The following is a 16,066-nucleotide window of genomic DNA, read 5'->3' as shown; positions in this document are numbered from 1 at the left end:
GGGGCAACACACAGGCGCAGCACAAACCTTCGGCAGGGTAGCGCCACATTTAGCAGACATAAATTAGGATGGGCGCTGAGCTGCTGCAGGGTTTTAGCGGGAATTTGGTTCATGTTGCTATCCCAAGTATGAGACGAGTATAAAGTATAAAGCAAGGGCATTTATAGCCATTTGCAATTTAAAATTCGAAGCACGGCACAAATATACTTTTTAAGGCAGCCCGAAAAATGTAAATTTGCCGCTTATGGTTTTTACATCTGCCCTTCCCCCGCATAAACTTATACTTGGCATCGATCCCGGCACCCAGATCATGGGCTATGGCCTAATCGAGGTGACCGGCTCCAAGGTGCAGGTAGTACAGTATGGCGTCATTCACCTCAAAAGCTACAGCAACCACGCCATTAAGTTAAAGAAAATCTTTGACCGCATGATCCAGCTCATCGACGAATACCTGCCCGATGAACTGGCAATTGAGTCGCCTTTTTACGGCACCAACGTGCAAAGTATGCTAAAGCTCGGCCGGGCGCAGGGCGTGGCCATTGCCGCTGCCCTCTCCCGCGATATTCCGTATGTGGAATATGCGCCTAAAAAGATCAAGCAATCCATTACTGGCAACGGTAATGCCTCCAAAGAGCAGGTAGCCAGCATGCTCATGCAGCAGCTCAAGATCAAAGAAGCGCCCAAACTGCTCGATGCTACCGACGCCCTGGGGGTAGCCCTGTGCCACCACTATCAGAAAGGCAACAATGCCAAGCAAGGCGGCAAGTCCTGGAAGAGCTTCCTGACCGATAACCCGGACCGACTGGCGCAATAAGTTACAGCCATGTAGCGCCACTAAAAAGTGCTTTATCAGCAGGATTTTCAAGAAAAATGCACTGTAAATAACCGGCTGGCCCTGTAGCGCAGGTTGCTGCTTACTTCCTCAGAATCAATCCCGAACAAATCCCCTTTATTACCTTCCGGTAGGCGGGTCCCTTATCCTGATAAGCTAAAAAAGCAGGTGCCAGCATCTAGTGGCAGGCTGCTGCCGTATGCAAATGTTAGCATCTATTTGATTAAAAAGTATCTCAAATGCCAACTTTACCTATAACTTTACAGGTTCAAAGGGCATTTGCGTGCATAAATAAGGTGCCCTTATAAAACTGACCATACCAGATGCGTAACTATGTAACTACAAGAAGGCTGGATCGTGTTTTTCTTGAAATATACAGAATCTATACTTTTGTAATTCGATTTTTTAAAGAGGTTTTTTTCCCGCCTTATGAGGTAAAAGAGATCATCACCCAGTGCTACGAAGTGGGCGTACGCTCGCTGCCGCTTATCTCACTGACAGGCTTTATCATCGGCATTGTTTTTACCAATCAGTCGCGCCCTTCCCTTGCTGAGTTCGGGGCCACCTCCTGGCTGCCTTCCCTTATCTCTATTGCTATTGTGCGCGCGCTTGCCCCACTGGTTACGGCTATTATTGCGGCTGGCCGGGTAGCTTCCAGTATCGGTGCCGAACTGGGCTCTATGAAAGTGACTGAACAGATCGATGCCATGGAGGTATCGGCCACAAACCCCTTTAAATTCTTGGTAGTGAGCCGGGTGCTGGCCACCACGCTGATGGTGCCTGCCCTGACGATGTATACCATGTTTGTAGCCCTGATGGGCGCCTACCTGAGCGTGCACCAGAACGAGCTGACCAGCATGACTACTTATTTTGTGCAGGTATTCAGTGCTATTTCGTTTCTGGATATTTTTGCGTCGGTCATCAAATCATTCCTCTTCGGTTTCACCGTTGGCATGGTGGGGTGCTACAAAGGATATCACTCTTCTAAAGGCACTGAAGGCGTGGGAAAAGCGGCTAACTCGGCTGTGGTAACGGCGATGTTCCTTATTTTTATTGAGGAGCTGCTAACCATGCAGATCATCAATGCAATTCGCGCCATTTAAACTATGAAAAAAGAAAAACCGAAAATTGATTATAGCAACAAAGTCATCGAAATCAGGGGGCTGGAAAAGTCTTTTGACGAGCTTGACATTCTGCGGGGCGTGGACCTGGACCTCTATCAAGGGGAAAACCTGGTGGTACTGGGCCGTTCCGGAACCGGTAAATCCGTGCTGATCAAAATTATTTCGGGTTTGCTGAAACCAGACGAAGGACGCGTGAATGTGCTGGGCAAAGAGGTGGAATTACTCTCGCCTAAAGAACTGCAGGCGCTGCGCCTTAAAATTGGTTTTTCGTTTCAGAACAGCGCACTCTACGATAGTATGACCATTCGCGAAAACCTGGAGTTTCCGCTGGTACGCAACTCGCGCGACATGAGCCGCAGCGACATCAACCGGATTGTGGAGGTTGTATTGGATGCTGTGGGCCTTTCGCAAACCATTAACCAGATGCCTTCCGAATTATCCGGCGGCCAGCGCAAGCGCATCGGCATTGCCCGCACCCTGATCCTGCGGCCCGAAATTATGCTCTACGATGAGCCAACGGCCGGTCTGGACCCGATTACAAGTATTGAAATAAACAAGCTTATAAACGACGTGCAACGCAGGTTTAACACTTCTTCCATCATCATCACCCACGACCTGACCTGCGCCCGGCAAACGGGCGACAGGATTGCGATGCTGCTGGACGGCCAGTTTCAGCGCCAGGGCACGTTTGAAGAAGTGTTTAACACGGATGATGAACGCGTAAAATCGTTTTACAACTACAACTTTATAGACTAGATGGGTACTGCAGAAAACAGACGTTCCGTTATAGTGGGGATTTTCGTAGTCCTCGCCCTTATCATATTTGTTGCCGCCGTGCTGACGCTCGGAGGTCAGCAAAAAAGATTTATTCAAAGTATCAGTATCAGCACCGTTTTTGATGATGTGGAAGGCCTTAAACCAGGTAATAATGTGTGGTTCTCGGGAGTAAAAATCGGAAATGTAAAGGAGATTAAATTCTATGGAACCTCACAGGTGCAGGTGATCATGAATATTGAAGAAAGCTCCAAGAAGTATATCCGCAAAGATGCCATTGCCCGGATCAGCTCCGAAAGCCTGATTGGAAACCAGATAATCGAGATCCTGCATGGCACCCAGCAGTCGCCTGCTGTAGAAAATGGCGACATGCTGAAGTCGGTACCCAACCTGAACACCGACGATATTATGAAGACACTGCAGGAGAACAACAAAAACTTCGTGAGCATCACCGGCGACTTAAAAGAAATTACTTCGCAACTGGTGCAGGGCAAAGGCACGATGGGCGCTTTGATCTCGGACACTACGCTGGCGAAAAACTTCTCGTCTATGGTGGCTAGCTTGCAGCAAACCTCGGCCAACACGGTACGCGCCTCATCGGCCCTCACCCGCTTCACTGCCAAACTGAATACCGAGAACGGTCTGGCCAGCGAGCTGCTTACCGATACCACCGTATTTAATAAGCTGCAGGCTTCTGTGGCCCAGTTGCAACAGGCTACCGCATCAGCCACCCAGATGGCAAACAACCTACAGCAGGCCTCCGGCCAGTTAAAAGGACAGTCCAGTGCCGTGGGCGTACTGCTCAACGATCCTAACTTTGCAAACCAGCTGCAAAGCACCATGAAAAACCTGGAAACCAGCACCGAGAAGTTTGACCGCAACATGGAAGCACTTCAGCACAACTTCCTGCTGCGCGGATTCTTTAAAAAGGAGAACAAGAAAAAAGAAGAAGCCCTACCAGATAGTATAAAATAAGGGCAGGTATACATACCTGAAAAAAGGTCGGGGCCACTGAAGATGATTTCAGCGGCCCCGACCTTTTAATTTTATTACTTTATACTTTGGTAATTCTCACTACAAGTATGGCTTACTGCGGGAGCATGCGCTAGTCCTGGTAAGCAGCGCGAATGCTGGCGGCTACTTTTTCGAACTCCTCTTTGCTGAACTGCTTTTTGTTGCTGAAGTTCATATCCTGCATGCTGTTGATGGGAATCAAGTGCACATGCGCATGGGGCACTTCCAGGCCAACCACCGCCACTCCGATGCGCTTGCAATCTACCGCTGCTTCTACAGCATGCGCTACTTTTTTGGCGAAAGCCATCAGGCCCAGGTACAGGGCATCATCCAGGTCAAAAATATAATCGACCTGCTGCTTGGGTATTACCAGCGTATGGCCTTTAGCCGTCGGGAATACGTCCAGGAAAGCCAGAAAGTCATCGCTCTCCGCCACTTTGTACGCGGGAATGTCGCCGGTTACGATCTTTGAAAATAGCGAAGCTTCCATGGGCTTAGCGGCTAATGTCCAGGATCTCGAACTGCAGTTTGCCGGCCGGTACCGTTATATCGGCTACATCACCCACTGATTTGCCTAACAGGCCTTTACCGATAGGCGATTTCACAGAGATCTTGCCCGCCGCCAGGTTAGCCTCTTCTTCAGCTACCAGGGTATAATCGAGCACCATGTTATTTTTCAGGTTCTTGATCTTCACCTTCGACAGGATGAGCGCCTTGCTCGCATCCAGGTTCGACTCATCAATAAGGCGGGCGTTGCCCACAATCTCTTCCATCTTAGAGATCTTCAGCTCCAGGTGCCCCTGCGCGTCTTTGGCGGCATCATACTCGGCGTTTTCGCTTAGGTCGCCTTTATCGCGGGCCTCTGCTAACTGGCGTGCCACTTCCGCACGGCCTTTTGTTTTGAGCTCAGCTAATTCATCCTTGAGTTTCTGTAAACCCTCTGCTGTGTAATACGAAATGTTGCTCATAGTCGGTTTTCACGTTTAAAACACAAAAACAAAAAGAACGGCTATGGCGCGCATAACCGTTCTTTTTGCCAAATATGTAATTTATTTTAACTCTTCTATAATGGGCCGCGCAACTAACCTGTACGGATAGGTGTGCCCCCGTTGTATACCATAAGGTGGTATTTAAGTCTTATAGCATTGCCGCAGGCTACTCCTGGCGTTTTCGTGCTTAGGCAAATATACTAATTTTTTATTAACTAGGCTACGCAGCAACATTAATTTAGATCCTGCTATAGTATACGTAAATGGCCCGGGTTAGCAGCTGTTTTAGCAAGTATAATTTATTCGCCTCAGCGTTGGATTTTGCTGCATATCGGGTGGAGGAAGTTGCCTTAACAGTTCTACTTTAAAGTAGTATAGCAGGTGTTTTTCCGCAGCCGAGCTTTTATACTTGCTTGAACAATGCCGGAAGTGTTATACTTGCAGTTAGCTTGTATGGCTGCCTTTTAATTCAGCAGCACATTCGAACCCATGCAGTAGCCTCTTTTAAAAAGGTGCTAAGCTCAGCTTCATACCTTGATATCATACTTAAATATTGCTATGCACGCTCCCGCGGAACCGATGGAAACTATTACCTGGCAGCAGTTTGAACAAACAGACATCCGGGTAGGAACAATACTGGAAGCATCCGATTTTCCGGAAGCACGCCGCCCGGCTTACAAGCTCACCGTAGACCTGGGTCCTTTGGGCATCAAACGCTCCAGTGCGCAGATCACCCGGCATTATACGAAAGAGGAGCTTGCCGGCAGGCAGGTGCTGTGCGTGGTAAACCTGGGCAAAAAGCAGATCGGCAAGTATATGTCGGAGGTATTGGTAACGGGTTTTGCCGATGAGAACGGCGATATTGTGCTGGCGCAGCCCGCCGCAAAGGTGCCCAATGGCAGCAAGCTCATCTAAGCCGTTTACCAGCAGAGAATAATTACGGGATCTGGGCCGGGCTAATCTGGGGTGTCGGATTTCCGGCAGCTGTATCGGCTGCTTTGGCTTTGCTCTCGCGCACGCTTAGCGTATCAATAATGATCTCGTAGAGCTTGTCCATCTCCTTCACGTGCGTCAGGTAGTAGCGGTAAGTATCCCGGAACTGCTTCTGCGTAACACCATGCTGTCTGAGGAGCTGCTCCTGCTCATAGTTATAAATCATCAGGGCCGTATCCGGGTAGATCTCCTGCCCTTCTATCTGCGCCTCAGCTGTATGCACATCCGCTAAAATTTGCACCATGGTCGTCTGCGGAATCATATTTGCCGGTTTATCATCGTTCTCAGACTGACAACCAAGCAGACTCAGACAAAAAAGTATGCAGAAATATCTTTTCACGGATGTATAATAAGAGAACATGTGCTAATTTTAAAATCTGACGCTACGGCACAAAGCTATGAAGGAGCTTGTACAAAAGCTACGAAAGTACGAGATACGAATCAGAAAGGCAATTACCACGCAGATGCAGGGCGATTTCCACTCGGTGTTTAAAGGCACGGGGCTGGAGTTTGACGACGTGCGCGCCTACCAGTATGGCGACGATGTGCGGGCCATCGACTGGAACGTATCGGCCAAAGGCCATGGCGTGTTTGTAAAAACATACCGCGAGGAGAAAGAACAATCTGTTTTTTTAATGCTCGATGTCAGTGCTTCACAAACGATTGGCACCGGCAAGCAGCAAAAAATTTCGGTAGGCAAAGAGATCTGCGGCGTGCTGGCCTTATCGGCAGCCCGGCAGCAAAGCCAGATCGGCATTATCTGCTTTTCTGACCAAAAAGAGAAATACCTGAAACCCGGTAAAGGAGTGCAGCAGGCCTATACTATTATCAAGGAGCTGCATGAGCTGCAACCCCGGTCTGGCAAAACCAACCTGGCCGCAGGTATAAAACTTACTCTCGAGATCATTAAGCGGCGGAGCATTATCCTGCTCATCTCTGATTTTATTGATGTGCACTACGAAAAAGAGCTGGCGATGCTGGCCAAACGCCACGACCTGATCGTGCTGCAACTGCAGGACCTGCGCGAGCAAAAGCTGCCACCCATGGGCATTGTGCCGGTACTGGACAAGGAAACCGGCAAAATTCAATGGCTCAATACGTCCGGGGCATCCTTTCAACGCCATTACCTGCAGCAATATGCGCAGAACCAGGCGCGCGTGCAGCGGATCTGCCAGAAATACCAGGCCAATTACCTGGCCATCCAGACAAACGAAGATTATGTGCCGCAGCTGGTCAACCTGTTCAGGCTCCGTAACAAGTCAACCAAAAAAAGTGCTTAGGCTGCTCTTATTCTTACTTGCCCTGCTGCCCACTATGCCGGTGCATGCCCAGCAACTGTTAAAGCCCAGCGGCCGCTTCGGCGTAGACACCGTGCGCCTGGGTGAGCCGCTCACCTATACCCTGGTGCACCGCCACCCGGCTGCGCAGGAAGTGATCCTGCCCGACTCGGGCTATACCTTTGCTCCTTTTGAGTTTGTGCGCAAGGATTTCTATCCCACCATTACCCGGGGCGGCATCAGCACCGACAGCGTGATTTATACGTTGCGGACCTTTGAAACACCGGCAGTGCAGCAGCTGGCCTTACCGGTATTTGTGCTGCAGGGCAAAGACACCGTGGCGGTATATGCGCAGCCTGATGCCGTGGTGCTCCGGCAACTGGTGCAGCAGGTAACGGAGCCGCTGCAGCTGCAGGCCGAAACCACGCTTGCTCCCGTAGAGGAACGCTTTAACTGGCCGGTACTGCTTTTATGGCTGGTGGCCGGAACGGTATTTCTGAGCCTGATCTGGTTTATATTCGGGCAGGCCATCCGCACCAAGTATAAGCTCTACCGCCTTCGTAAAGACCATGTATACTTTGCCTCCCGCTACAGCTCGCATGCTGACCGTTTTATTAAAACAGCCGCCTCCGGAAGTATAGAAAAAGCCGTTTCGCTGTGGAAGAATTACCTGACCAAGCTGGAGCGCAGCGCCATCAACTCGTTTACCACCAAAGAAATTGTAGAATTTTATCTGGACGACGAAGAGGTAAACACCGCCCTGCGCATTCTGGACAAGGCCATTTACGGCAACCTGCAGTCGGAGTCGGAAGGCGAAGCTAACCTGGCGCTGGGCATGCTGCGGCGCTTTGCCAAAAGCCGCTATAAGATCAGACGAGAACTAATTAAAGATGCAAGGTATAACCGATGATCTCTGGGATTGGCTGAGCTTGGACTGGTTCCGCTACAGCACCCTTCACTCCTTCGACTGGGTTTACCCGCTGGTGCTGTATGCATTGCCGGTGGTGCCGCTGCTGTTCTTGCTCAAGAATACCGTGCGCCGCAACACGCGCAACAAACTGGACATGGCCCTTTTTGAAGGCAGAAATCGCTGGCAGTGGAGCAGCCTGCTGCGCTTCCTTCCTACTTTGGTTTTTATCCTTTTTACGATGCTGGTGCTGGTGGCACTGGCCCGCCCACAGCGTGTAAACGAGCAGGTGGAGCTCTCGGCCGAAGGCATTGACATTGTGCTGGTGCTGGATGTATCGGGTTCGATGGAACTGCAGGATTTTAAACCTAACCGCCTCGAGGCAGCCAAGGAAGTAGCCACCAACTTTATAAACGGGCGGGTGCAGGACCGTATAGGCGTGGTGGTTTTTGCCGGCGATGCCTATTCGCTCTCTCCGCTTACCACCGACTATGAACTGCTGCGGGAAAGTATCGGCAACATTTCCCTGAAGATGATTCCCAACGACGGTACGGCGATCGGTAGCGCCCTGGCGGTAGCCATCAACCGCTTACGCGACTCTAACGCCAAAAGCAAGGTTATTATCCTCATCAGCGACGGCGAAAACACGGCCGGCAGCCTGGATCCTGCCATGGCCTCGAGACTGGCCTTTGGCTACAACATAAAACTTTATACCATCGGAATTGGTAAAGATGGGCAGGTAGCCTACGATGTGGACGAAGCTGGTAAAACACTCTACGTGGATACCAAGCTGGACGAATCGAGCCTGCGCCAGATTGCTGACATCGGCCAGGGCCACTATTTCAGAGCCGATAACAAGTCGGGCCTGCAGGAGGTGTTCGCCAACATCAACCGGCTGGAAAAAACGGAAATCCGAGAAAGTCGCTTCCGCGATACCCGTGATTATTACCAGGTATACCTCAAGTGGGCGCTGCTGCTGCTGCTGGGCTGGATGCTGCTCAAAAACACTTTCATTACCAGCGTGCTGGAAGACTGAGGTTGAGTTCGAAAGATAGAAAGCTTAGAAGGCAACACATACTTGCTTTATACCCTGGAACAAAACATGCAACTTTGTCGTGATACGAGATACATGTGTCGTGATACGCCACAAACAATGCTAAATGAAAAATAGATACGATGGCCATAGCCGATAACATTTTATACTTCGACGAGCAACTGCGAAATACTCCCTGCCGCCTGGTTGCCGTTTCTAAAACCCATCCGGTAGCCGCTATTCAAGAGGCCTATGATGCCGGCCACCGCCTCTTCGGCGAAAACAAAGTGCAGGAACTGGTAGAGAAATATGAGCAGCTGCCACATGATATTTCCTGGCACCTGATCGGGCACCTGCAAACCAACAAAGTAAAGCAGATTGCCGGCTTCATCAATACCATTGAGTCGGTAGACAGCCTTAGGCTGCTGGAAGAGATAAACCGCCGTGCCGAAATGTTTGGCCGCACACTTCCAATCAATTGCCTGCTGCAGATTGCCATTGCCGACGAAGAAACCAAGTATGGCATGACGTATGAGGATGCCGTCGCCCTGCTGCAGTCGGAAGAATACCGTGCCATGAAGTATATCCGCATTGTGGGCGTAATGGGCATTGCCACCAATACCGACGACGAGGCCAAGCTGCGCCAGGAGTTCCGTTACCTCCGCTACTGTTTCGAGCAGCTCCGCGATACTTTTTTTCATGCCAATCTTGATTTTTGCGAGCTCTCCATGGGGATGACCTCCGACTGGAAAATTGCGCTGGAAGAAGGCAGCACACTACTTCGCGTAGGCAGCGGCGTGTTCGGCGCCCGGGACTATAGCAAGTAATCAGGTTTTTCATAGCAGCGGCTTTTGCGCTTTTTAGGGCAGATGGAAAAAGATTGACTTGAAGAATCGAGGGTGTTTGTTAGGAGCCGATCGCAGTTTTACAATAACTTAAAAATGGCAGCCATGCGCGCTCCTACCCTTTTACTTGTTGCTATACTTTGTATCACAGGCTGCAATCCTTCTAAAATGGCTATTGACACTACTTCAAAAAAGGTCCCAACTGCCTTCCCTGCTTTTGACATAGAAGGGCACCGGGGAACGCGGGGACTGATGCCGGAAAATACCGTGCCAGCCATGCTCAAGGCACTGGAGCTGGGCGTGACAACCCTGGAAATGGATGCTCACATAACGCGCGATGGCCAGGTGATCCTCTCGCATGACCCTTACCTGAACCCCGAGCACGAACTGTCGCCGTACGGAAGTGAAATTCCGGCAGAAGACAAAGGCAAGTATGTGCTCTACCAGATGGATTATGCTACGATCCGGAAAGCCGATGTCGGCACGAAATATTACCCCCGCTTTCCGAAGCAGCAGAAATTCAAAACCTATAAACCACTGCTCTCTGAAGTGATCGATTCGGTGCAAACCTACCTGCAGCAGCATAACCTGCCGCAGGTATACTATAACATCGAAACAAAATCTACCTCAAAAACAGATGGCAAAAACCACCCGGCTCCGGAGGAATTTGTAGAACGGCTGCTCACAGTGCTCTGCGAAAAAGAGATTCTTCCCTGGGTCATCATCCAATCGTTTGATGTGCGCACGCTGCAGGTGTTGCACCGGAACTATCCTGAAGTAAAAACATCGCTGTTGGTCGAGAATCTTTCGGGTTTGGAGAAGAACCTGTCCATGCTGGGTTTTACGCCTACCATCTACAGCCTCTCTTATACTTTGGTAACCAGCAAACTGGTTCAAAACTGTCATGCCCGCGGCATAAAAGTTATCCCGTGGACAGTAAATGACGTGGAAACAATCCGGCAACTCCGCCAAAAAGGGGTGGATGGTATAATTACGGATTATCCCGATCTGTTCCGGTAAAGGATGCAGCACCTTTGGTAGGTTTATCGTAGTTAATACTATCTTTGACAAAAATCTGCTTATTGCAGGCCATTCTAAACTCTTAAACCAATACACAAGCTATGACACAAGATGCGGCAACCATTGAAAAGCGTTATCAGGATTTCATCAGACAGGTTGTGGACACAAACGCCGTTTGGGGACTAACGAAAGATGAAACATGGGCTACTTCCAGCTCGGCCGAATACGAGGACACCGAAGTGATCCTTTTCTGGTCGGATGAGGCCGGCGCAAAGGCCTGTGCCGAAGACGACTGGGCTGATTATGTACCGGAATCGATTACGTTGGTAGAGTTTTTGGAAAACTGGTGCGTAGGCATGTATGGCGATGCGCTGCTGATGGGTGCTAACTGGGATACCGACCTGACCGGCAAAGAAGCAGAACCGCTGGAGGTAGCGCTGGATGTAACCAAAGAAGTAAGAGCGCAGAACAAAACGCTAACCTTTACGCAGTACGACAACCAGGAAGACTTTGAAGAGCAGGTGATCGAGGCGTTGGAAGGCGGCGACGAAGAAACCGAAATGTAATTCCGTTTTACCAAAGATACTGTGACACAAAAGATCATCCTTCTGACAGCGAGTTTGCTGGGCGCACTAAGTGTTGTATTCGGCGCTTTCGGGGCACATGCCCTGGGGCCCATGCTGCAGGCCAGCGGCCGCCTCGATACGTACGAAACTGCCGTGAAATACCAGATGTATCATACCTTGGCTCTGCTGGCCGTGGGGCTATTACTCTTCCGGGTTGAGCAGCCGGCACTGCAGGTAGCGGCCTGGTGCTTTTTACTTGGCATCGTGGTTTTCTCCGGCTCGCTCTATACGTTGTGTCTGACAGGCGTTACGTGGCTTGGCGCCATCACTCCTATCGGTGGCCTGCTGCTGATCGTGGGCTGGGGCGCTTTGTTCTATGCCGTATCCAAAGCCTTTTAATAAGCAGCGCCACTCCTTTAAAGAGTGGCGCTGCTTATTAAAAGCGTAGGCTAAGCCCGGCATTTGTCAGGCCATCGAAGCCAATGCCGGAATCCATATAAAAGCCCAGTATGTTGCCGACCCTGGTGCCGATGGTGGTGAAGTGAAAGGCCGGTATAATACTGTGTTGACTGCCAGAGCCGTAATCAGCTGGGCGCTGAATGAAGCAGGCACCTAGCTTCACTCCCGAAAAGAACTCCACACCCCGTAACCTAGCCCAGTAGAGTTCCCCGTGCGGCATCACCACCAGATAGCTGTTCCGCTCCTTCTCTCCATCACTTCTGAAACTTGTGGTGTACGTTGTGTAGCCTGCCTCCAGCCCAACACCAATCCTACGGGAAGGGAAATAAGTATAGCCTGCCATGACTGGTCCTACGACATCAATGTCGCGAATGCTTCCTCCAAGGATAAGGTCGCCTAAGCCATGGATCATAACGGGCAGCGAAAAGATACCATATCCCAGGTAAACCTCGTGCGGCTGACTTTGCGCGGGCAGCAGTTCCTGTTTTACCTTTTGCTTGGGCAACGGTTGCTCTGCATCCTGCGCTCGCAGCACCTGGCAGCTTAACAGGCAGGTGCAGGCAATCAATACGATTCGTTTGTTCATAGCGCTGTATGTAAGCTTCTATTTAACTGGGCTTTACTGAACGAATATAGTAAATCCGTAATAAAAAAAATTGGGCTGACGCTATTTATAATGATAAGCCGAGCGCACAAAAAAAGGCCCTCCGTTCAGAAGGGCCTTTCCTATACTTTAAACTTGCTGTTATTGCTTTTGGGCGCTGGCAGCAGTTTTCTCTTTTACGTCTGTTACGATGTACACGTAAGCGTCGCCGGCGGCGGCGTTAGAGTGTATGGTAATCGCTTTCTTCTGCTGGCCCAGTTTACCGGCGCTGTTAAACTTAGCGTTCACAATACCGGTTTTACCTGGTGCTACCGGCTCTTTCGTCCAGTTTGGCGTGGTGCAGCCGCAGGTTACGTCCACACGGTCAATTACCAGTGGCTGGGTGCCTGTGTTCTTAAACTTGAACGTGTACTCCACCACATCGCCTTGGGTGATGTTGCCGAAGTTGTGCTCTGTTTCTTCAAACGTAATAGCCGGGCCGTTTTTCGCCTGCTCCTGTGGGGCAGTAGCCTGCGTTTTAGGCTGCGTCTGGGCACTGGCACCGCCGGCAACCAGCGCGGCGAAAACCATGGAAAGGATTACTTTTTTCATCTGATTGAAAGGGTTAAAATGATTGCTGTCGCTATTATACTTCAATTACGTTAAAAACGATACAAGGTAGTCATTCATTTGTCAGCTAACCAATAATTGTTGATTAAAGTTCAGCAAGTAAAGCTCTTCTGATGAACGTGTTAAGGCCGTATACAGCCAGCGGGCGAATTCCTCGTTCAGCATGTCGTCCTTCAGAAATCCCTGATCCACGAATACTGCCTTCCACTGCCCACCCTGCGCTTTGTGGCAGGTCAGGGCGTAGGCAAATTTTACTTGCAGCGCATTCAGGTAAGGGTTCTTTTTCAGTTCCTTGCTCCGTTCACGCTTTGTTGTGATGTCCTGGTAATCTTGCAGTACGGCTTCATACAGTTTCTTATTCTGGTCGGCGGGCAGCGCCGGGGCATCGGAGTAAAGCGTGTCGAGCATGATCTTCACTTCCTCTTCCGGCGCATTAGGGTAATCGACAAACCGGATGCGCACATCGGCAAACCGGAAGCCATACATGTCCTCGTGACGGATGATCTTGGTTACCTCCACAAAGTCGCCGTTAGCCATAAAACCGATATCCGAATCTTTGGGCAGCCAGAAATAATTGTTGCGCACAATCATCAGGTAATCGCTCACGCCCAGCTCATCTTCAGCAAAGAAGATGCGGCGTCGGATGTGCTGATTATACATGTTAGCCGACTTGTTGGAGCGGCAGATAACGGTCGTGCTTTCAATGCCGAACTTATCATAGGCATAGCGCAGGCCGTCTTCCAGCTTCTCGCCCGTCATCTGGTAAATATCGCGCCAGCCTTTAGTGGCCAGTTTGATATCGAGCGGCTCCTGCCCCAGCTGGTTGCGCAAGTTGGTGGCGTTCATCAGGATGCCGGAGCTTTCGGCCTGGCGCATTACCTGCCTGAGCTCAATTTCGTGCACCTGGCATCGGAAGTTATGCCGCAGGTATTCGGCCTCCAGCGAGGGGCTTAAGGCCTGACCTACCGGCGGCAGCTGCGCTGTATCACCTATCAGCAACAGTTTGTTGTTCTTTTTATCGAACACGTAGCTGAGCAGGTCCTGCAGCAGGCCGTTCTGTCCGAAGCCACTGTCGTCCGAGATCATGGATGCCTCATCCACAATGTAAAAGGTATTATCTGCTTTGTTGGGCTGGCGCGTAAACGACAGGCCTTCGGAGTATGGGTTTGCTGTCTGGCGATAAATTTTTTTATGGATCGTGAAGGCCGGGCTGCCGCTGTAGCTGGACATTACCTTGGCGGCACGACCAGTGGGTGCCAGCAGTACATATTTATAACCGAAGGAGTTGAGGATCTTGACCAGCGCCGTTACCACCGTGGTTTTACCTGTACCGGCATAGCCTTTGAGCAGGAACACCTGCCGTTCGTCCTGCCTGGCCTGTATAAAGGCATCGAGTTTGGTAAAGAGCATGGCCTGGTCTCCGGTGGGTTCAAACGGGAAATTCTCGCGGAGGGCTTCTAATGGGCGCATTCGTTATGCTGAAATAATAAAATAAACCGTGGCGCAAAATACGCATCAGGTAAGGCGGCAAGGCAGCTAAACAAATGTTACCGCCTTGCTACGGCTAATACAAATTTACGTCCTTTTATACTTAAAAACAGGCCTTATTTAAGAAAAAAGCCTTACCCGGAGGTAAGGCTTTACAGCTGAAAAACCTGTAGCAAACGGCTACTGAACGCGTTGTACGTTCACCGCATTCAACCCTTTTTTCCCTTCTTTCAGTTCGTACGTCACTTCGTCGTTTTCCCGGATTTCATCCACCAGGCCGGTCACGTGTACGAAATACTCTTTACCTGTTTCGTCATCTTTAATAAAGCCGAATCCTTTGGTTTCATTAAAAAACTTTACAACTCCCTTGTTCATTTTGTGATTTTAATTTGCCAGAAATAATTGATCGGTGTGTATGCTGCCGGTTAGCCTTGGCGCACATTCATGCGCCGGCAGGCAAGTATAAAAATACCGGAACCTGCTTTTTTACAACCACTTGGGCAACATGTTATACTCTACGCGCGATCTCTTCCGGGGTTATGGTGGCCATGGTGGCCGATGCTTTGGCAATGAGCAAAGGCTCCGCTGCGCCCCGCACATCGTATACTTCGGCTTCGCAGAAATTAAGCTTGCGCCCCTGTTTAATCACATAGCCTTTTACCAGTAATTTGTCGCCCACGCCCGGATGAAAATAGGACACTTTTATCTCTGCCGTTACCACGTGATGGTCTTTGGGCACCAGGCTTACCGCGGCAAAGCCGGCCACAATATCGGCCAGCGTTGCGATCAGGCCGCCATGCGCAAAGCCTTTGTGCTGCCGGTGGTGCGGCTCCAAGGTTAATTCGCCTTCTATGCTTCCAGCTGCTATCTTTGTAACGTGAAAGCCCAGGAGCTTCATAAATCCCTGCCGCTGGAGCTTTTCGCGTATATCCTGTTCAAATTCGGGATTGTACGTTTTTATCATACTGTAAAACTACGACGCTTCCGTTTATCCGCAAAAGAAATGACCGACCTGAACCCCAATGCAGCCGCCTACGCCGGCAAAGTGCGCGTGCGCGTATGCGGTGTTTGCCTGCAGGAAAATAAACTTCTGCTGGTGCAGCACGACCATACCCTGAACAACAATGCTTTCTGGGCCCCCCCCGGCGGCGGTGTAGCCTTTGGCGAAACCATGCAACAGGCGCTGGCCCGCGAAATGCAGGAAGAAACCGGCTTGGAGGTAAAGGTGGGCCGCTTCCTGTTTGTAAATGAGTTTGTGCAGCCGCCGCTGCATGCGGTCGAGTTCTTTTTTGAAGTAAGCTGCAGCAACGGCCAGGCAACTACCGGCACCGACCCGGAAGCAGCTCCCAACCAGCAGCTGATCAAACAGGTACAATGGCTCACCATCAAAGAACTGCAGGCCATCCCCACCGCCGATAAGCACCGGGCGCTGCAGCACCTGTTCTCCCTCGATGATCTTATGGGACTGCCCCACCACTTTATGAGATAAGCAGCGCTATGCGGCCATTTGCCATAATTTTTTTATACTTGCA

General features: G+C 50.4%; 21 protein-coding genes. 13 read left to right on the top strand and 8 right to left on the bottom strand.

Annotation, left to right across the window (positions count from 1 at the left end):
• Positions 1-244 precede the first annotated feature (244 nt).
• The 4 genes from ruvC (at position 245) to LWL52_RS07510 (ending at position 3,705) form a co-directional block, all read left to right on the top strand.
• Positions 245-814, top strand: a complete 570-nt coding sequence (gene ruvC / locus LWL52_RS07525) for a crossover junction endodeoxyribonuclease RuvC (RefSeq protein WP_255748717.1) — start codon at positions 245-247, stop codon at positions 812-814.
• A gap of 341 nt (positions 815-1,155) precedes the next feature.
• The gene (locus tag LWL52_RS07520; protein WP_242918464.1) at positions 1,156-1,935 is read left to right on the top strand and encodes an MlaE family ABC transporter permease; all 780 of its coding nucleotides are present in this window, start codon (positions 1,156-1,158) and stop codon (positions 1,933-1,935) included.
• A 3-nt stretch (positions 1,936-1,938) separates the two neighbouring features.
• Positions 1,939-2,712 (top strand): ABC transporter ATP-binding protein, encoded by a 774-nt coding sequence (locus tag LWL52_RS07515; protein WP_242918462.1) that lies wholly within the window; start codon positions 1,939-1,941, stop codon positions 2,710-2,712.
• A gap of 78 nt (positions 2,713-2,790) precedes the next feature.
• Positions 2,791-3,705 carry an MlaD family protein gene (locus tag LWL52_RS07510; protein WP_242918460.1) on the top strand — a complete coding sequence of 305 codons (915 nt, stop codon included), beginning with the start codon at positions 2,791-2,793 and terminating at the stop codon, positions 3,703-3,705.
• Between the two features lie 130 nt (positions 3,706-3,835).
• On the opposite strand, the gene LWL52_RS07505 is transcribed toward LWL52_RS07510, so the two are convergent.
• Together LWL52_RS07505 and greA are read right to left on the bottom strand one after the other, a co-directional pair.
• A complete protein-coding gene (locus LWL52_RS07505) occupies positions 3,836-4,234 on the bottom strand; it encodes an HIT family protein (protein ID WP_242918458.1) in 399 nt (132 codons plus the stop codon).
• Between the two features lie 4 nt (positions 4,235-4,238).
• A complete protein-coding gene (gene greA / locus LWL52_RS07500) occupies positions 4,239-4,712 on the bottom strand; it encodes a transcription elongation factor GreA (RefSeq protein WP_242918456.1) in 474 nt (157 codons plus the stop codon).
• 600 nt (positions 4,713-5,312) lie between these two features.
• Here greA and LWL52_RS07495 point away from each other — a divergent pair.
• Positions 5,313-5,648 (top strand): tRNA-binding protein, encoded by a 336-nt coding sequence (locus LWL52_RS07495; RefSeq protein ID WP_242918454.1) that lies wholly within the window; start codon positions 5,313-5,315, stop codon positions 5,646-5,648.
• A gap of 22 nt (positions 5,649-5,670) precedes the next feature.
• On the opposite strand, the gene LWL52_RS07490 is transcribed toward LWL52_RS07495, so the two are convergent.
• Positions 5,671-5,988 (bottom strand): DUF4296 domain-containing protein, encoded by a 318-nt coding sequence (locus tag LWL52_RS07490; protein WP_242918452.1) that lies wholly within the window; start codon positions 5,986-5,988, stop codon positions 5,671-5,673.
• Positions 5,989-6,124: 136 nt separating this feature from the next.
• On the opposite strand from LWL52_RS07490, the gene LWL52_RS07485 reads away from it, so the two are divergent.
• The 7 genes from LWL52_RS07485 to LWL52_RS07455 all read left to right on the top strand — a co-directional run bounded on the left by LWL52_RS07485 (position 6,125) and on the right by LWL52_RS07455 (position 11,773).
• A complete protein-coding gene (locus tag LWL52_RS07485; RefSeq protein WP_242918450.1) occupies positions 6,125-7,006 on the top strand; it encodes a DUF58 domain-containing protein in 882 nt (293 codons plus the stop codon).
• Positions 6,999-7,913: a hypothetical protein gene (locus tag LWL52_RS07480; RefSeq protein ID WP_242918448.1), complete on the top strand. Its 915-nt coding sequence runs from the start codon at positions 6,999-7,001 to the stop codon at positions 7,911-7,913. Before LWL52_RS07485 ends, LWL52_RS07480 begins: the two co-directional genes overlap by 8 nt.
• Positions 7,894-8,946 carry a vWA domain-containing protein gene (locus LWL52_RS07475; RefSeq protein ID WP_242918446.1) on the top strand — a complete coding sequence of 351 codons (1,053 nt, stop codon included), beginning with the start codon at positions 7,894-7,896 and terminating at the stop codon, positions 8,944-8,946. The genes LWL52_RS07480 and LWL52_RS07475 overlap by 20 nt, the downstream gene beginning before the upstream one ends.
• A 140-nt stretch (positions 8,947-9,086) precedes the next feature.
• Positions 9,087-9,770, top strand: a complete 684-nt coding sequence (locus LWL52_RS07470) for a YggS family pyridoxal phosphate-dependent enzyme (protein ID WP_242918444.1) — start codon at positions 9,087-9,089, stop codon at positions 9,768-9,770.
• Between the two features lie 114 nt (positions 9,771-9,884).
• Positions 9,885-10,808: a glycerophosphodiester phosphodiesterase family protein gene (locus tag LWL52_RS07465; protein ID WP_242918442.1), complete on the top strand. Its 924-nt coding sequence runs from the start codon at positions 9,885-9,887 to the stop codon at positions 10,806-10,808.
• A gap of 101 nt (positions 10,809-10,909) precedes the next feature.
• Positions 10,910-11,374, top strand: a complete 465-nt coding sequence (locus tag LWL52_RS07460; protein WP_242918440.1) for a DUF2750 domain-containing protein — start codon at positions 10,910-10,912, stop codon at positions 11,372-11,374.
• 21 nt (positions 11,375-11,395) lie between these two features.
• Entirely contained in the window at positions 11,396-11,773 is a 378-nt protein-coding gene (locus tag LWL52_RS07455) for a DUF423 domain-containing protein (RefSeq protein WP_242918438.1), read from the top strand.
• Between the two features lie 37 nt (positions 11,774-11,810).
• Here the strand turns inward: LWL52_RS07455 and LWL52_RS07450 are convergent, their stop codons facing one another.
• The 5 genes from LWL52_RS07450 to LWL52_RS07430 form a co-directional block, all read right to left on the bottom strand.
• Positions 11,811-12,419, bottom strand: coding sequence for a hypothetical protein (locus tag LWL52_RS07450; RefSeq protein WP_242918436.1), 609 nt, complete (start codon positions 12,417-12,419; stop codon positions 11,811-11,813).
• A 159-nt stretch (positions 12,420-12,578) separates the two neighbouring features.
• On the bottom strand, positions 12,579-13,028 hold the full coding sequence (locus tag LWL52_RS07445) for a DUF1573 domain-containing protein (protein WP_242918434.1): 450 nt from the start codon (positions 13,026-13,028) through the stop codon (positions 12,579-12,581).
• A gap of 81 nt (positions 13,029-13,109) precedes the next feature.
• Entirely contained in the window at positions 13,110-14,516 is a 1,407-nt protein-coding gene (locus LWL52_RS07440) for an ATP-dependent DNA helicase (RefSeq protein WP_242918432.1), read from the bottom strand.
• 198 nt (positions 14,517-14,714) lie between these two features.
• Positions 14,715-14,909 (bottom strand): cold-shock protein, encoded by a 195-nt coding sequence (locus LWL52_RS07435; RefSeq protein ID WP_242918430.1) that lies wholly within the window; start codon positions 14,907-14,909, stop codon positions 14,715-14,717.
• 133 nt (positions 14,910-15,042) lie between these two features.
• Positions 15,043-15,498: a PaaI family thioesterase gene (locus LWL52_RS07430; RefSeq protein ID WP_242918428.1), complete on the bottom strand. Its 456-nt coding sequence runs from the start codon at positions 15,496-15,498 to the stop codon at positions 15,043-15,045.
• A gap of 39 nt (positions 15,499-15,537) precedes the next feature.
• Here LWL52_RS07430 and LWL52_RS07425 point away from each other — a divergent pair, with 39 nt between their 5' ends.
• Positions 15,538-16,023: an NUDIX domain-containing protein gene (locus tag LWL52_RS07425; protein ID WP_242918426.1), complete on the top strand. Its 486-nt coding sequence runs from the start codon at positions 15,538-15,540 to the stop codon at positions 16,021-16,023.
• Positions 16,024-16,066: the final 43 nt, after the last annotated feature.

This window comes from Pontibacter liquoris (assembly GCF_022758235.1).
GTDB lineage: Bacteria > Bacteroidota > Bacteroidia > Cytophagales > Hymenobacteraceae > Pontibacter > Pontibacter liquoris.
The sequence above is the reverse complement of the archived record's forward strand: the minus strand, read 5'-3'. Positions and strand labels throughout refer to the sequence as shown.